This window comes from Candidatus Rickettsia mendelii, from assembly GCF_057543435.1.
The window spans coordinates 104,349-122,288 of sequence record NZ_BTGX01000011.1 but is presented as its reverse complement, the minus strand read 5'-3'; the positions used below and the strand labels follow the sequence as shown (position 1 = coordinate 122,288).

Here is a 17,940-nt window from a genome sequence, read left to right as displayed (position 1 = left end):
AAAAAAGGCTTATATGATAAAAATTATTACTGGTTTATTTTTATTAGTTGTAACGTTTTCTGCCTATTCTGGGGATAGAATTCCTGCTGGTTTAAAAGATTATATTACTGATTTAGTAAATGAAGCTTCGATTACACTAAATAATAGCGAATTATCTCAAGAAACAAAAATTTTTAAGGCTCGTGAGTTAATGTACAATAATCTAGACTTTAACTGGATGGCTAGATATACGTTAGGACGTAATGGAGTAAAAACCTTATCTAGTGAACAAATTCAAGAATTTACAAAAATTTACTCTAAATATGTTACTAAGGCTTATACTGATTTAATAAAAGATTATAAAGGCGAAAAACCTAAAATAGTAGGAGTGCGCGCATTAAATCCGACTGATTTTATGGTTGCTATGAATATCATTAGTAATAAGGGACAAGATCCTATTAAGGTAGAATATTTAGTACGTGAAATGAAAAAAGACGGAAAAATTTTTTTTAAAGTGTCTGATATAATTACGGAAGGTGTAAGTCTTATTGGAGCTCAACAAGATGAATTTTCTAATACTTTAAAAAATCAAGGTTTTAATCAATTAATACAAAACTTAAAGAGCCATTCTTAAAAAGGTCTATTAATGATTGTTTAATTGAATTATTTCTGTTGACAGATACTGCAAAAAAACAGGAGCAGCTAGAATAAGTTTAGCAATACCTTATTTCAGTTATGCGCGCAAGATTAGAGTGATTCTCAAAACTATCCAGCACAATTAATAGCTGATCTTTAAAAGCTAGAAGTAAATAATCTAATTGCAATTGATGTTTTCTCTAAGAAAATAGAATATTTTTAATATTCTATTTTTTAATCTCGATCCTACAAATTTATATCTATCTTTTTAAAAACTTATAATAATTTTAAGTATGGAGTGTATACAAAAATTAGTAATTTACTAAATATAGGATTTAACTTGTCTAACAAAGAAAAGAGAGTTACATAATATAATGTGAGATGCTTGAAATAAGCATTCATGTTAAAAAGAAAAAGTCACATATTAATTAATAATATTATATATAGTGGTGAAACAATTTATAAAGTTGCTAAATTTTTGAAAGAATATTCAGCTTTATTGATTGACTATTTTATAGTTCATAGTTCATGCAGTAGTGCTTTCTTCTGATTTTAAATATAATATTGAAAATTCATTAGTAAATAATATTTTTGTCACAGCTCTACTATAGAAGCAGGTGACTTATCTTCTAAATTTTATATAATACCTGTCATACTGATTACTGTAAAAGAGTTAAAAAATATGAGTTTATGTACTCTTGAAATAGATTTATCATCTATAAAGGCTAATTATCGTTTATTAAAAGATATTTGTAAGAAAGCACTAGTAGGTGCTGCTGTTAAAGCTGATGGTTACGGTCTTGGAGCAGAAAAAATTTCTAAAGCGTTAATAGAAGAAAATTGTCGATATTTTTTTGTGGCATCAAGTGAAGAAGGTGTTAATTTACGTAAAGTGCTAGGTAGTGATACTAATATTTTAGTTCTTAATGGAGTCTTTGAGCATGATGCTTTAGAATTTATTAAATATAGTTTAATACCAGTTTTAAATAATTTAAGGCAAATTGCAATTTGGCAAAAATTTAGTAGTCTAGAAAACCGATTATTACCTTGTTACTTGCATTTCAATACTGGTATTAATCGTTTTGCCTTAACTCATAGTGAGATAGAACGTTTAATTAATAATCGTGATTTGTTAAATGGGCTAAAAATAGAATATATTATAAGTCATTTAGCAGCATCTGAAGAAAATTATAACTCTTATAACTTAGAACAATTAAAAAAATTTAAAAGTTATTTACAATATTTTCCAGATGTCAAAGCGAGTCTTGCTAATTCAGGTGGAGTATTCTTAGGGCAAGATTACCATTTTGATTTAGCAAGACCAGGAGCAGCTTTATATGGGCTTAATCCTTTAGGGAGGAAGAAAGCAAGCCCAATGCAGAATCCTGTAACCTTGAAAGCACCAATAGTTCACCTGCAGCATTTGACACCAGATAGTCATATCGGCTATAATATGACCTTTACAACTAAGCGCAATAGTGTAATTGCAACACTACCACTTGGCTATGCTGATGGATATAGCTGTCATTTTAGTAATCAAGGTGAAGTGTTTATTAACGGTTGTAAAGTACCAGTAGTAGGACGAGTATCAATGGATTTAGTAAATATTGATGTTACTGATCTACCATCTTCGGATATTTTCCTAGGACAAGAAGTAGAGATTATCGGAAATTATTGTACGCCCGATAAAATAGCGAGTATTATAGGTACTATCGGGTATGAAATATTAACTAATCTAGGTAATAGATATAAAAGAGTTTATATTAGTTAACTATAAATTATAAATAGAATACACACAAATGTTGTTAAATATAGCTAATTCAATTGGTAAACTTACTATAAAAATAGCACAGAATGTGGGCAGATTGTATCTATTCAGCTTAGCGGCCATTAGCAATATTATAAGACCACCTTTATATTTTAGTTTAGTCATTCGGCAATTATTATTTAGCGGATTTTATTCTTTGCCTGTCGTTGCGATGACAACTTTTTTCTCAGGCGCAGTATTAGCATTACAAAGCTATACTGGTTTCTCTCGTTTTTCTGCTGAAAGCTCAATTGCAACTGTAGTGATTCTTTCCCTTACCAGAGAACTTGGACCTGTACTTGCTGGATTAATGGTAGCAGGAAGAGTAGGAGCATCAATTGCTGCTGAAATAGCAACAATGAGAGTTACAGAACAAGTAGATGCATTGTATACTTTATCTACTGATCCTATTAAATATTTGGTTTTCCCAAGAGTAATAGCAGCTATTATTACTATGCCTTGCCTTGTCTTAATAGGTGATATAATTGGTGTTATGGGCGGCTATCTAGTGGGGGTATATAAACTCGACTTTAATAGTACTGCTTATTTAACTAGTACTTTTCAATATCTAGAGCCAATTGATGTAATCTCTGGTCTTGTAAAGGCAGCAGTTTTTGGGTTTATTATTTCTATAATAAGTTGCTATAGTGGTTATTATTCAGATAAAGGAGCTAAAGGGGTCGGAAGAGCAACTACTTCTGCAGTAGTAAATTCTTCTATTCTCATCTTAATTAGTAATTATTTAATAACCGAACTATTTTTTTAAAGTTATAGATATGCATACAAAGGAAGAATTAAAAATTAAAATTCGGTCATTGCATAAATCTTTTGCTAATCATAAAGTATTAGATGGAATAGATTTAGATATAAAAAATGGTAGTTCATTAGTTATTTTAGGTAGTTCCGGAAGTGGTAAATCTGTTTTAATTAAAAATATAGTAGGGCTTATTAAGCCTGATAATGGTAGTATTTTTATTGATGATGTAGAAATTCAAAATATTTCAAATAAAAAAAGATTTGAAATTATGAGAAATATAGGTTTTTTATTTCAGGGAGGAGCTCTTTTTGATTCCTTAAGCGTACGAGATAATATTACTTTTGATACCAGAGAATTATCTAAGAAAGAAAAAAACGAACTTGCTAGCTCAAAGCTTAACTCAGTAGGTTTACCACCTAGAATACTTGATCTTTACCCTTCTGAACTATCAGGAGGGATGCAAAAAAGAGTAGCACTCGCGCGAGCGATTTGTAGTACACCTTCGATTTTGTTACTTGATGAACCAACAACAGGGTTGGATCCTATAATGGCAAACGTTATTAATGAGCTAATTATAAAAATACAAGAAGAGCTAGGAGCTACTACAATTACTATAACTCATGATATGATTAGTGCTGAAAAAATAGCTAAAGAAGTAGCGATGATTTATCAAGGAAAAATTATATGGTATGGTAGTAAAGATGAAATGCGTAATAGTAATAATCCTTATTTACAGCAGTTTATAAACGGTTTAACTATCGGTCCTATTGAGGTATAAAATGTTAAAGAATTTATTATTTGTAATAATATTTCTAGGTATAAATCTTAAAGTTTATGCTATAAGCACTAATTCTTATACAGTAGCCGATATAGAAAAAGTAGTAATTATTTTGGGAATAATTATTTTAATTTTTAGTCCTGCAAAATTCCGTATAGTAGTTATTGGAACTATTCTAGGTTTGGGCCTTGCTTATTTAACGTATAAATATATTGTGTCTATCTTTATTTCTTCTCTACAAGGTCCTTAATATAAAATAATTAACTCTTGACACTATGCTGTTATTACTTTATATCTTTTGTCTATAATATTATTTAGATAGGTTTTAAGGTATTTAGCTTATGTCTCGTAAGTGCGAACTCACAGGTGTGGGTGTTTTATACGGCAATAATGTTTCACATTCTCAGCGTAAAACTAGGAGACGCTTTGAACCTAATTTAAGGTCAGTTAAGTTTATGAGTGATATAACTACTCAAGAGTATAGGTTATCAGTTAATGCTAGGTGTATTAGTTCAGTTGAAAAGGCTGGTGGTTTTGATGCATATATGTTAAAAGCAGATTATAATGTTTTATCTAATGCGGCTAGAGCTATAAAGAAAAAAATAATTCAGACTAAAGTGATAAAATCGTTATGAAAAGTGGTATACATCCAGAATATAAAAAGCTTTTGATTAAAGTAGGTGGTGATGTTTTTGAGACAATGTCGACTCATCCTATTGGTGAGATTTTAATGGATGTTGATTTTAGAAAGCATCCTGCATGGAATAAAGATTTCGGGAATATAGTAAATCAATCCAATAAGAGTGTTAGTGATTTTAATAAAAGGTTTTTAGGCCTTTCTTTCGGTAGCAAGAAGGAAGTTAATTAGTTTAGATCTAATGTTAAATATTTTAACCATCATTGCAAAGAGAAGTGAAGAAGATTACAGAGTAATTAACGAAGCAATCTAGTAAAAAAGTGCTAATTTATAGAGTTTTTTTTTTATTTTTCTAGGTTATCACACTCCTTTTAGTCATTTGCAGTGGTGATTTGAACATCAACAAAATAATGCCATATTAGGAACAACATCAGAGTCATGCAGCAATACCTGCTTGCTGATGATATAACAAAATTAGCTGTGTAAGTATGACAAAGATTATTAATCTTTAATTATTGCGGGGTGGAGCAGCTCGGTAGCTCGTCAGGCTCATAACCTGAAGGTCGTTGGTTCAAATCCAGCCCCCGCTACCATATTTTTATATTTTCAATAAATTTATTTCTTATCTGTATGCTTTGGCAAGTACTTGTGATGTTTAAGATGAGAACAGTTTTTATAGTTCTTATATTATTCTTGCGTTTGCAGGAGTAATATGATGGTATAGAAATCTAAGCTTAACAAGGAAAACCCAAATCTAATCGTATAAAACATGAAAATAAATTATGACTAACGAGGGCCTAGTAAATAATAAAGTAGTAGGTATAAAATTAATTGATAGTAATAAACTTTTTCGTCATCAAGCTAAATTTGTAGCTAGTGCTATGAATATAAATCAAATCCCTAATTTTCCACTACCGGAGATTGCGTTTGTTGGTAAATCAAATGTTGGTAAATCAAGTCTAATAAACATGATATGTAATAATAAAAATCTTGCTAAAGTTTCTAATACTCCAGGGAGTACTAGACAAATCAATTTTTTTAATCTTGCAGATAAACTTATTATTGTTGACCTTCCAGGATATGGTTTTGCTAATGTTCCTACATCAGTCAAAGAACAGTGGGAAGTATTAATTAGTTATTATCTGCATAACAGTAATAGTCTTAAATTAGTTAACTTATTGATTGATTTAAGAAGAGGTATAAAAGAAAATGATAAAAAAGTGGCTGAGCTATTACTTAAAAACAAACGAGTTTTTCAAATTATTTTTACAAAGTCTGATAAAGTTATAGATCGTAAAAATCTTATTGCTGAAGCACAGAATTTTCTTGCAACTTTACAATACTCATGTAATGTTACATATGTAAGCAGTAGGAGTAAAGAAGGCGCAAAAGAGCTTAAAGCTAGTTTAGTGAAATGCATCAAATCTTAAAGAGGTAGATAGTATCTCCTAGTAACATTACTCTAATTTTAGAATATAATAAAATGATGTGTAGTGCTAAAATAGATATGGTACATGATCATATCGATTTATGTAGTGTCTTTAATATTATAAATAGGTAAAAATTTTAGTCAAAAAATTGGTAAAATAAATTTAGTTCTATAAATAGCTCTATTATTATGGAGATTTTATCTAGTTATGTTAACAAGCTTATAGTAGCAAAGCTGAGTAGTGTGAATTGTTATGCAGTTGATATTTTAGGTCAAGATGCTAACTTACTACAAGTAAAAAATCAAAACTACCTCACCGAAAGATTATAAATCATGATATTACGAATATTGTTTATTAAGCGAGCCTCTATTCTGGTTAATCTAGACATTTTATATGATATTATACTTGTAATAGTGCTATTTGCTAACGATGCTCAGGAAAAAACTCATTTATTAGATATTAACTTAATGGTAGCAACAATTATTTCTGCTTTAGGTGCAGCACATTCCATGTCACAATATGAGATAATGGTAGTCATCTGAGACATTTCTATATAATATAAAAATACAAGATGTTAGCTTATTGAAATTAGTGTTAAGTGATAGTAATGATTTTATTGAAGAAGAATTAATTAAAATAGCGATTAATTCGCTTTAAAATAATATCAGTTACATACATTTTGTAAATAGTGAGGTACCGAACTCAATATATTTTTGACTATGATTGTAAATCAGTATGTAAAGTAGTAATATTCTTCTTTAACATTATTACAAGCAACATTTGATGTAGTGGATCGAAAACATATTATAATGTAATACCTGTAGCGTGGTCTATTGAAATATAAAATAATATAAGTTGTCTTTTTCAAGATACTGTGCTCATAGCTAAGGTATAACATTGTAGCCATTTTTGGTATATATGGACAACACTGAACTAAAATGATATGAGGAAATATAGAATAAAATATACAAAATTAGAAGGTTTTTTATGGCAGGAACATTAGCATCGGATCTTTTATTCGTAGGGTTAACTAGACCACCAATGATATTTGGGGTAAGTATTAAGTTTGCTGCCCTGAATATGATAATGACTATGATAGTTTTTATTTGGAATAATGGTATTACTATTTTATTTGTTGCAGCTGCCCTACATCTTATAGGGTATATTATATGTTTTAAGGAACCAAGGTTTATAGAATTATATTTAAATAAAATGTCAAAGACAAGCCAATGTCCTAATAAATTTTACTATGGAGCAAATTCATATAGTATTTAAAATATAAAATAGAATAACCTCTTCATTTACTTGGGAATATCTAGAAAATAACATATCCTATAGTATTTTAAAATATATTGTTTGGTTTAATGATGTTAAGTAAATAAATAGATTAAAATAGTTCAAATTAGGTGAGGTAATGAAGTTATTTAGAACTAGAGCAGCTAAAGAATTAAGGTCTAAGCAAGAAAAACAAGCTTCGCATTTTATTCCTTATAAATGTCATTGGGATAGTAATACCATTTTAACTAAAGATAATTCGCTTTTGCAAGTAATTAAAATAAATGGGTTTTCGTTTGAAACTGCGGATGATGAAGATCTAGACATAAAAAAAAATATTAGAAATTCTTTACTAAAAAATATGTCTTCAGGCAATATTGTCATGTATTTCCATACTATTAGAAGACGTAAAGCAGTAATATTTGATGATACAGACTTTACTTATGACCCTACTGTAAAAGTACCTAATGATTTTATTACTTATTTAGGGGCGGAATGGCGTAAAAAACATGCAGGTGCTAGGTCATTTTTTAATGAATTATACATTAGTATTCTATACAAGCCTGATAATAGTGGTGCTGCTGTAGTTGAGTATTTTATAAAAAAACTCAGACAAAAATCTAATAAAACTGTCTGGGAAAATGACATGAAAGAGATGAAAGAAAATCTTCAAGAAATGTCGGCCAGAATAACTAATACATTTAGAGGTTATGGAGCACGACTACTCGGGGTTCGTCAGACGCAGGCAGGTAATTATTGTGAAATTTTAGAGTTTCTATCCTCTTTAATTAATTGCGGCGATTCACCAGGACCAATAGCATTACCACGCGGTACTATTGATGAATATTTGCCGACACATCGCTTGTTTTTTGATTCTCGTACTATTGAAGCAAGAAGTCCACTAGGTACGAAATATGCTGGAATAGTGAGTATCCTTGAATATGGTCCTAATACTTCAGCAGGAATTTTTGATGGGTTTTTGCAAATGCCTTTTGAGTTTGTGATGACTCAAAGCTTTGTTTTTGCTAACAGAACTGTAGCAATAGGTAAAATGCAATTACAACAAAACCGAATGATACAATCTGGTGATAGAGCTACTTCACAAATCGCTGAGATTTCACAAGCACTTGACATGGCAACTAGCGGTGATATTGGTTTTGGTGAACATCATTTATCACTTTTATGTTCTGCAAATAATATTAAAGCTTTAGAAGATATATTATCAATGGCAGCAGTTGAGCTTTCTAACTCAGGTATTCAGCCTGTTAGAGAAAAAATTAACATGGAACCTAGCTATTGGGGGCAGTTGCCAGGGAATATGGATTATATAGTACGTAAATCTACTATAAACACATTAAACATGGCTAGCTTTGCCTCGCAACATAATTATCCGCTTGGTAAAATTCGAGATAATCATTGGGGAGAATATGTCACAGTACTTGATACTACTTCCGGCACTCCATTTTATTTTAATTTTCACGTAAGAGATGTTGGACATACTTTGATTATTGGTCCCACTGGTGCCGGTAAAACAGTTCTTATGAATTTTTTATGTGCTGAGGCACAAAAATTTAAACCGCGTATGTTCTTTTTTGATAAAGATCGAGGAGCAGAAATATTTATACGTGCATTAAATGGAGTTTATACAATCATTGATCCTGGGTTAAAATGTAACTTTAACCCGTTACAGCTTGAAGATACTAGCGAAAATAGGACATTTATTTTAGAGTGGCTTCGTGTGCTTGTAACTTCTAATGGTGAGAGTTTAACTGCACAAGATAATAAAGTACTTGCTCAAGCAGTAAGCGGTAATTTTAGATTAGAGAAAAAAGATAGACGTCTTAGTAATGTTATAGCATTTCTTGGAATTGATACCCCGAACAGTTTAGCAAGTAGGATTGCAATGTGGGTTGGTAAAGGTTCGCACGCTAAGATATTTGATAATGAAATAGATGATATCGATTTACAAAAAGCAAGAGTATTTGGGTTTGACATGACTGAATTACTTAAAGATCCTATAAGTCTTGCGCCGGTATTGTTATATATTTTTCATCGTATTAATATCTCTTTAGATGGACAAAAAACTATGATAGTGCTTGATGAAGCTTGGGCACTAATAGATAATCCAGTATTTGCACCTAAGATTAAAGATTGGTTAAAAGTGTTGAGAAAGTTAAATACTTTTGTTATATTTGCTACACAGAGTGTAGAAGATGCAGCAAAAAGTAGAATTAGTGATACATTGATTCAACAAACAGCCACACAGATTTTTCTACCTAATTTGAAAGCTACGGATATTTATCGTAGTGCGTTTATGTTAAGTCAGCGTGAATATATTTTAATTAAAACTACTGATCCTACAACACGTTATTTTTTAATAAAACAAGGTGTAGATGCTGTAGTTGCTAAAGTTGATTTAGACGGTATGAATAATATAATTAGTGTTTTGTCTGGTAGAGTTGAAACTGTAATATTGCTCGATCAAATTAGAGAGAAATACGGCAATGATCCAGATAAGTGGTTACCTATATTTTATGAAGCAGTTAAAACATTATAAATTAGATGGATCATGGGTGTCGTGGTTGTGTCTTGAAAGGCATGTTTTGTCATTCCTGTATCAATATCATTCAAGCTTTTGCGGGAATGACATAAAATCTATACAATACGTTTTATTCTCTACAAGGGCAGCATACGAGGTAAATATTTATCTATGAAATTATTTTCTTGTAGTGTACTTACAATGTTAATAATAAGTTTTGTGCTTAATTTTGGCTTTGTAAAGAAAACCAATGCTTCTGATGCCCTTGACAGCATTACAAATACTTTAAGTAACTTAACTTGTGAAACACAAGGAGTCGGTGATTTATTACGCAGTGAATTCTCACATACATGTATTGTTGCTCCGTTCTTTACTTTTGCAATAATGAATCTTGTTTCTCCTGTTTTATACATGAATACGTTATTAAAGCTTAAAATAAATGATGATGAATTATTTGGAGGCCAATTCTCTGGTGGTCAATGTACACGTGACAATAGAGTTGATCCAAATGATCCAAAATTAACTTTTGGTTTATGTAGTAATACAAAGCTTTTAGTAGCAAGAACAACTGCTGTTGCAGAATCAGCAATTGCTATTGCTAAAGCTGTGTTAACAGGTAGTGATCCTTGGGATAATATAAGAGAAACTTGGAAGAATAAGAAGGCAGATTATTATAACATATATACAGCTAAGCCTGGCGAGAGCGGTACTATGTTTGATGTAGGTTTTCCAGTAATAATTTGGAAAGTTATTCAAGATAATGATCGAATATGTATGGCAACACCTGGATTTACCGGATATGTGCCTGTTGGTTGTAAATATATAAAAGAACCTTTCCCAAAATCCATGTATAATAGTTTTATAGATGTAGGCGATAAGAATTTTAGTGAAGATCCTAATTCTACTCCAACTGATCCTTTAAAATTAGTTTCATGTAGTGCAGCAGGTGGAGGATGTTATCAAAAAGCTTATAATGCTTCAAAAACTGCAATAGTCATGACTTCTCCTCTTATAGAATGTATAAGACAAATGATTGCAAGACTATTGATTAGTAAAGATGTTTGTAGCTTTGAAGATGTAAATCATGTAATTGATTTGTCTTCAAGGAAAACTAGTGCATTATTTCAGTTTCAAGTAGGAATGTATAAAATAGTTACGGCTTTCTTAACTTTATATGTGATGTTTTTTGGTTTTAAACTTTTACTTGCAGATGAAACCCCGTCAAAAAGTGAATTTATAAATTTTATATTGAAAATGATATTCGTAACTTATTTTTCAATAGGAATTAATATAACACAGGGTAACGGTTCTCCTTATGATCGCTTGGACGGTATGATTCAGTGGGCGTTCCCTTTCTTACTTGATGGTATAAATGGTTTAGCTAGTTGGATTATGAATGCGGCTCCTTCTAATTTGTGTAAATTTAATGGTTCTGATGTTTCTTATGATAGCAGTATTTCTTATATTGCCCTATGGGATGCATTAGACTGTAGAGTAGCTCATTATTTGGGACTTGATATATTATCTACGTTACTTGTCGAAAATGCTTATCGGAGCCATGATTTTTTAAATTTTGATTTTTTTAGTTTTAGTGCACCGCCATATATTTATTTGCTAATTCCAGCAATAATATCTGGTAATATGATGTTAGTATCACTCGCTCTTTCTTATCCATTACTTGTAATTTCAGTTGCTGCTTTTATGGTTAATGCAACAATTATGTGTATGATATCGATAGTGATACTAGGTATTTTAGCTCCTCTTTTTGTACCTATGTTTTTATTTCAGTATACACGCAATTATTTTGAGAGTTGGGTTAAACTAATGATCTCATTTTTGTTACAGCCTATGGTAGTTGTCACTTTTATGATTACAATGTTTTCAGTGTATGACGTTGGTTTCTACGGTAAATGTAAATATAGTAGTAAGTTAATTCATAATAGTATAGAGGATGTAGTTCAAGGTGGTACTTCTCGTCGTGATGTTTTAGTATTTTATATTAATAATGATTGGACACAATATACTACAGAGGAAGCAAAGAACTGTCAGAATAGTTTAGGTTACATGTTAAATAATCCAATTACATCAGTTTTTAATTTTGCAAAAGACAGTGTAAATGAAATCGTTACTAGTAAACCAGGAGATATTCCTACAGATAAATTCCTTTCTAAATTTCCGTTTTTATCAGGAGTAGTTTCAAGTCCTGGAATGTTCTTTATTTCACCAAAAATACTTTTTGAAAAAATTAAAGATATTCTGCTAGCATTAATTACAGCATGTTTTACCTTATACTTAATGTATAATTTTAGTAGCCAGCTAGCTGAATTCGCTGCAGATATGACAGAAGGTGTAGCTCTTAATAATATTGCTATAAAACCACAAGCAATATTTAAGGCTGCTATGGCAGCACTTGCTTCGGCAGGTTCTGCAGGCAAAGGGATGGATAAGGTCGCAAGTAGAGGGGGCGGGGCGAACGATTTAATCGGTCGTAAAGGTGGAAGTGCAAGTGATTTAGTAGGCGTTAAAGGCAGTGGAAGCAGTGATACTATAAGCTCAAGTGGAGGTATAGGAATGCCTTCTACAGTTTCTACTATTTCATCTTCAGTAGCAACTTCTAGTACTAAAATTGCAGATAGCGGAGCAACGCTGAGTACTGCTCCTGAGGAGGGGCGGTTAAGTATCGACTCTACTAATATAAGAACACCTATAGATCTGCAGACGCAAATATCTTCTTCATCTGTTCCAAGTAAGTTTGATGTGAAAAGAAATAGTAATGAAAATAAGGTTGAAGATTTATCTAAAGATCTTAATGTTAAACACAACACTAATGAATCTATTCCTGAAATAAAACAAGAAATACAGAAAGAGTCCGGAATAAAACATACTACCGAAATTGAGTCTGATAGTGATCTTAAAATTAAACGTACTATTAGAGGGCTTCAAGATAGGATATTTACTGAACAAGAAAGTCATGAACTAAAACAAGGTGATGTCGGATATGTAAAGCAAGAAATGAAAAACGCTAAGATTCGTGAAAGAAGAGCAACTTTTGAGAAAGAGACAGAAGAATTATATCGTAGTGAAAAGGGTAGGGCAAGAGATGTGAAAGCACAATCAAATACTAGATCTGAAAGAAGTGACAGAACAATTGAAGATAGAAGCAAAAGAATAGATAATGATTCCAATGAAAATTCATAAAATTATAAAAATTTTGGTTCTAATTTGTTTAGAAGGTTTTGCTTTAAGTAGCTTTGCTGGTTTTGGAGAATCATGTTCTAGTTTACCAACTACTGCAGATGGATATTTGGAAACAAATACAGCATATGGTTATATAATTCGTAGTATTGATATGAAGGCGCCGGGATGTAATTGTGATCCTGCTGCTCTTGGTATAACTTTTTGTTTTAAGAATAGAGAAGGTAGTAGTAAGCCTTGTACTATATATACTTTAAATGAAGGGGATGCTAAAAAAATTAGTGATTTGAGTACTGATAATAATCCTTATCTTGGAGCAAATCCTATATTACAAAATATCGTTTTAACGGTTAAAAAATGGCATAATGATTTATGTTTATTTATGCCGACTTCAAGAGGACCGATGCCGGTAGCATGTAAAGCTTTAAGTTTTACTCCGCCGCCAACTTTACCTGATGTCCCAGAGTGTAGTAATATAGGAAAAAGTTGTTATACGGGAGCAAGTTATAGCCAATCATTAATTAACTTTTCTGGTCTTGCAGTTCAGTGTTTGGGTGAAACGCTTAATAAAGTGTTTTTTACTGGAAATGGCTGTAATTCTCAAGATCAAAATGCTAGAATAACTAATCTTGCTGCTTTTTCTACATTTCAAGGTTATTTAAAAAGAGCTATCAGTGCAGCACTAATTCTTTATACTATGTTTTTTGCCTTTAATATGGTTCTAAATAAAGAATATGCAAATATTGAAAAAATAGCTACTTTTATAATAAAATTCTTATTTGTTGCTTATTTTTCTATTGGCCTTGGTCCTTTAAATTTTGATAGCGGTCAACCAGCAAAAGAAAATGGTATGTTAAAATATGGATTACCTCTTTTGATGGGAGTAGCACCGGAGTTTGCACAGATTGTCTTTAATGCTTCAGGTTCTAGAGGATTATGCCAATTTGATATTTCAAAATATCAAGATGGTTATCAATTTTATGGTTTATGGGATGCTATTGATTGTCGTGTAGGTTATTATCTTGGTTTAGATCTGCTTTATAATATTGATAAGAATGGAGTTTTAAGTAACTTTACAAATGGAACAGGCCCTAGTGGTAATAATACACCTATACCTAATCTTAGTATTCCGGATAAAAATAGTCCGAATGATTTAGGTAAAGTAGGATTACTTAGATTCTTTACTGTTATGTTTGGATTTTTTATGGCAGGAAATATTATTATATTTGCAGCAGGCTTAGTATTTTCAATAATATTCTTATCTATACTTTTATATTTTATTACACATTATTTAGTTTGCATGATTACTATTTATGTTATGACATATATTTCTCCAATATTTATTCCTATGGCTCTATTTACTCGTACGAAAGCTTATTTTGACGGATGGATGAAAGTATGTATATCATGTGCATTACAGCCAGCAGTAATAGCAGGTTTTATAGCTTTATTAATAACTATGTATGATTCAGCAATATTTAAAAATTGTGAATTTCTAAGACATGATTATGAAAAAAATGATACTCAATTTAGTACTTTTGAGTTAAGATTACCTGTCAATAATGCAGATAAATGTCAAGAAAGCTTAGGATATAAACTATTACAATATTATGCAGGAGAAGGTTGGGAAGAGCGTTTAGTAATACTTTTTCCAATAAAATCAATTGTTAAGGATGTCGTATCTATTCTTGCAGAACTTTTATGTGTATTAGTATTTTCAGTTATTTTTTATTATTTCTCTAAATCTATAGGACAATTTGCTGCTGATTTAACTAATGGTCCAAATATGTCTGCAGTAGCAGCAAGCCCAACTAAAATCGTTGATTTAGTAAAGAAAGGAGCAGCCTTTATTAAGGATGCTGCTCAAGCTTCGCAACGTAAACCGCCGACTGGAGATAAGCCTGATAGTGGAAGTAGACGTAAGGGGGGAGTTCAGGGGGATGATTCATTTGCTTCAGGGGAAGGAACTAAAGATGTCAGTAAAGATGCTTTATCGTCAGGTGGAGGTAAATAATAGAACATGCAGGGTAACTTATTAAAAGTTTTAGGAGTACTCGCTATAATAGCAACATTAATTTGCTTTATTTTTGCAGCACTCGGTATGATAGGAGCAGTAAGCATCGGTAACGGTTGTTATATGAGATATAACACAGACAATAAAAGCAGTATGGATTCTGTAACTAGTACTGTAACTCTTAATGCTAACGCTAATTATGTAAGCACTTCTAAGATATTATCAGATGGTACAATGCAGCTTATTCCTGATCCCACTCATTACGGTGAATGGTTGAATACTAAAATTCTAGTGGAAGATGAGCAATCATTGAATGTACAAATAGTTGGTCAAATTAGTTTATGTTTAGCTTATGTACCAAAAGATAATTTGCAATTTACTGAAAGCATAAGACCTGGTAAATCTAATTTAGACGATAACAATAAAATGATTCCTATTCCGCGTATTACTGATGTAGATAGTCCACCACTTTCACTAATAATAGATGCAAAAAATAATGAATGGCGTAATATTACTGAATTATATGCTAATGATAGAATTTTAGTTTCTGTGTCCCCTAATTTTACAGGTACAGAAGCGGCAATTAGAGATGCCTTTAAAGGTGCTATGGTTACAGCTGATTGTTCAGAAAATAAAACTACCTATAATCCAATTTGTGGAAAGTATTCTATTTATTCTGGTCAGTATGTTAATGCTTGTCAACTAAAGCAAAATTATTGGAGATGTAATGCAGCTCATTACTGTAATAAGGCTTTTTTAAACGGATGTGCTCTTGGTTGTCCATGTTTTTTAGGAGAAGTATGTTGTGGAGAATATAGATGTGATTCATGCTCAGCATGGGTAAATCAATATGGTACAATGCCAGAAGCTTATAAAAATGATGGTACTTTTACATTTAGTTGGGCGAATAATACTAGTCATTTGTTTATTGATTATCTTGATATTCAATGTTCTAATAACGCCAATATTCTTCCAAATGGCCAATGCCCTGATAGTGTAAATGATCGTAGTCCTAAAGATAAAGATTATATAGGTGGTACAAATTGTACTTCAGGAATATGTAATAGTGGAGATTTCCAAAAAAATCGAAGGTTTTGGTATACGGCAGACGGTAATGGTGGCAATGGACCAACAGGATTAATATATCAGATAAATGATACAGGTTCTGTAAGTCAAGTATTACCGTCTAATCCTACATTTGCTAAATTTGTTGCTAGCAGCGATCAACCTCATGAATATGGTAATCAATATAAAGTAATATATAATATACCTTTTAATAGTAATATTGAAAAAAGCTTCCTACAATATAGGCTTTGGTGTCCAACTACACAAGATGCTAGTAAGAATACTGGTGGGTATGTTGTAAATATCAAACAAACTAAGTGTTATAGAGAGAACGGTAATAGTTTTAATGATATTTTCAGTGATCGTGGGCGAGTACAATATATAATTGTACCTAGTTTAGAAAATCCAAACACTAGTGGTAAAACCTATTCACCTACTAGTGTTAATGTCAATAGTAGTGATGGTAAAGCTAAAATTAATGTGAGTGGTAAAGGTTATATATGGATGAGAATTCTAAACGACCAAAACGATTATAAAGATAGTGAAGGTAGCTATAAAGTACATTTTTCAACATCGCTACAGGTAGGAAGCTTTACAATTCAAGTAATGAATCCATTGCTTGAGTTATTCAAAATGAAAGTTCAAGGAGCTGCTCAGTCTATTTTTGAGAATATGGTATGCTATAAAGCTAGTGATAATTCATCTTGTACTAACTTTTTTAACTACATTAAAGCGCTTTTAATTCTTTACGTTATGACTTATGGAGCAATGTTTTTACTAGGATTTACTAAGATAAATCAAAAAGAGTTAGTAATTAGAATAGCAAAAATCGGAGTTGTTGGTGGACTTATAAACGGTAGTACTTTTGAGTTTTTTAATAACTATCTTTTCGATGCAATTGTTGGTTTTTCAGATGCAATTATTTCTAATATGAGTGGATATAGTTTATTTACTTCTACTAATAATATTTCTAATCCTTTTATGTTTTTAGATGCAGTAATGAGTAAAATATTTTTTAGCCAAACATTTATTGCTCAATTACTTGCACTGCTTTCTCTTGGACTTAGCGGTATCATATATTTTATCATCACATTTATTGCACTAATGATAGTAATTATTACAGCCCTTAGGGCAGTTGCAGTTTATATCATGGCATTTATGGCAACTTGTATATTAATTGGTATAGCACCTTTATTTATTAGCTTCTTATTATTTAATTTTACTAGGTATTTATTTGATAATTGGGTGAGTTTTACGATTAGATATATGATAGAACCGGTAGTTATGATGGCAGGTATTATAGTACTGACTCAATTATTTACTATCTATCTGGATTTTGTTTTAGGCTATAGTGTTTGTTGGAAATGCGCTTTGCCAATAAAAATTCCGTTTATCGGCACTATTTTACCGGTTGCATTACTTAATGTACCAATTTTTTGTATTAATTGGTTTGCCCCTTGGGGTATGGATTATATGTCAGGTATGATGGGAGTGAATATGCAAAATATCGTAGCTTTAGTTATTATTGCTTATGGTATGTATGGTTATGTTGAATTTTCAGGACGTATGGTACAAAAATTAACGAATGCTGCAGGACCTTCAGCTACTAGTATGGGTGCTGCTATGTATAATACTACAGAAAATAAAGTACTACGCAAAATAGGAATGGATTCTAATACAAGACAAGGTATTGCTAGCAGAGCAAAAGAACGACTAAAACAACGCAATAAAACATTAGATCAAGCTGAAAAAAATAGGAAGAATATGCTCAAAGGAAAACTTGAGAAGAAAAACGTAGAATCGCCTGAACCTAAAACAGCAAAATAAT

Annotated in this window: 14 protein-coding genes and 1 tRNA gene; all 15 read left to right on the top strand. The window is 31.3% G+C overall.

Annotated elements, in window-relative coordinates:
• Positions 1-13 precede the first annotated feature (13 nt).
• The 15 genes from AC27F4_RS02070 to AC27F4_RS02000 all read left to right on the top strand — a co-directional run bounded on the left by AC27F4_RS02070 (position 14) and on the right by AC27F4_RS02000 (position 17,939).
• Positions 14-613, top strand: coding sequence for an MlaC/ttg2D family ABC transporter substrate-binding protein (locus AC27F4_RS02070; RefSeq protein ID WP_487061599.1), 600 nt, complete (start codon positions 14-16; stop codon positions 611-613).
• Positions 614-1,297: 684 nt separating this feature from the next.
• Entirely contained in the window at positions 1,298-2,386 is a 1,089-nt protein-coding gene (locus AC27F4_RS02065) for an alanine racemase (protein ID WP_487061597.1), read from the top strand.
• A 28-nt stretch (positions 2,387-2,414) separates the two neighbouring features.
• Positions 2,415-3,188 carry an MlaE family ABC transporter permease gene (locus AC27F4_RS02060; RefSeq protein WP_487061595.1) on the top strand — a complete coding sequence of 258 codons (774 nt, stop codon included), beginning with the start codon at positions 2,415-2,417 and terminating at the stop codon, positions 3,186-3,188.
• A 10-nt stretch (positions 3,189-3,198) separates the two neighbouring features.
• Positions 3,199-3,957: an ABC transporter ATP-binding protein gene (locus AC27F4_RS02055; RefSeq protein ID WP_487061593.1), complete on the top strand. Its 759-nt coding sequence runs from the start codon at positions 3,199-3,201 to the stop codon at positions 3,955-3,957.
• A 1-nt stretch (position 3,958) separates the two neighbouring features.
• The gene (locus tag AC27F4_RS02050; protein WP_487061591.1) at positions 3,959-4,207 is read left to right on the top strand and encodes a DUF5510 family protein; all 249 of its coding nucleotides are present in this window, start codon (positions 3,959-3,961) and stop codon (positions 4,205-4,207) included.
• Positions 4,208-4,298: 91 nt separating this feature from the next.
• The gene (gene rpmB, locus AC27F4_RS02045) at positions 4,299-4,592 is read left to right on the top strand and encodes a 50S ribosomal protein L28 (protein WP_487061589.1); all 294 of its coding nucleotides are present in this window, start codon (positions 4,299-4,301) and stop codon (positions 4,590-4,592) included.
• Positions 4,589-4,825, top strand: coding sequence for a 50S ribosomal protein L31 (locus tag AC27F4_RS02040; RefSeq protein ID WP_487061587.1), 237 nt, complete (start codon positions 4,589-4,591; stop codon positions 4,823-4,825). Before rpmB ends, AC27F4_RS02040 begins: the two co-directional genes overlap by 4 nt.
• A 285-nt stretch (positions 4,826-5,110) precedes the next feature.
• Positions 5,111-5,187 (top strand) — tRNA-Met (locus AC27F4_RS02035).
• 189 nt (positions 5,188-5,376) lie between these two features.
• The gene (gene yihA / locus AC27F4_RS02030; RefSeq protein ID WP_487061585.1) at positions 5,377-6,024 is read left to right on the top strand and encodes a ribosome biogenesis GTP-binding protein YihA/YsxC; all 648 of its coding nucleotides are present in this window, start codon (positions 5,377-5,379) and stop codon (positions 6,022-6,024) included.
• Between the two features lie 413 nt (positions 6,025-6,437).
• Complete coding sequence (locus tag AC27F4_RS02025) at positions 6,438-6,566, top strand: hypothetical protein (protein WP_487061583.1); 129 nt, start codon at positions 6,438-6,440, stop codon at positions 6,564-6,566.
• A 445-nt stretch (positions 6,567-7,011) separates the two neighbouring features.
• On the top strand, positions 7,012-7,299 hold the full coding sequence (locus AC27F4_RS02020) for a type IV secretion system protein VirB3 (RefSeq protein WP_487061581.1): 288 nt from the start codon (positions 7,012-7,014) through the stop codon (positions 7,297-7,299).
• A gap of 139 nt (positions 7,300-7,438) precedes the next feature.
• Positions 7,439-9,856: a VirB4 family type IV secretion/conjugal transfer ATPase gene (locus tag AC27F4_RS02015; protein ID WP_487061579.1), complete on the top strand. Its 2,418-nt coding sequence runs from the start codon at positions 7,439-7,441 to the stop codon at positions 9,854-9,856.
• 153 nt (positions 9,857-10,009) lie between these two features.
• Positions 10,010-13,036 carry a TrbL/VirB6 family protein gene (locus AC27F4_RS02010; protein WP_487061577.1) on the top strand — a complete coding sequence of 1,009 codons (3,027 nt, stop codon included), beginning with the start codon at positions 10,010-10,012 and terminating at the stop codon, positions 13,034-13,036.
• Positions 13,023-15,047 carry a TrbL/VirB6 family protein gene (locus AC27F4_RS02005; protein WP_487061575.1) on the top strand — a complete coding sequence of 675 codons (2,025 nt, stop codon included), beginning with the start codon at positions 13,023-13,025 and terminating at the stop codon, positions 15,045-15,047. Before AC27F4_RS02010 ends, AC27F4_RS02005 begins: the two co-directional genes overlap by 14 nt.
• 6 nt (positions 15,048-15,053) lie before the next feature.
• The gene (locus AC27F4_RS02000) at positions 15,054-17,939 is read left to right on the top strand and encodes a TrbL/VirB6 family protein (protein ID WP_487061573.1); all 2,886 of its coding nucleotides are present in this window, start codon (positions 15,054-15,056) and stop codon (positions 17,937-17,939) included.
• Position 17,940 lies beyond the last annotated feature (1 nt).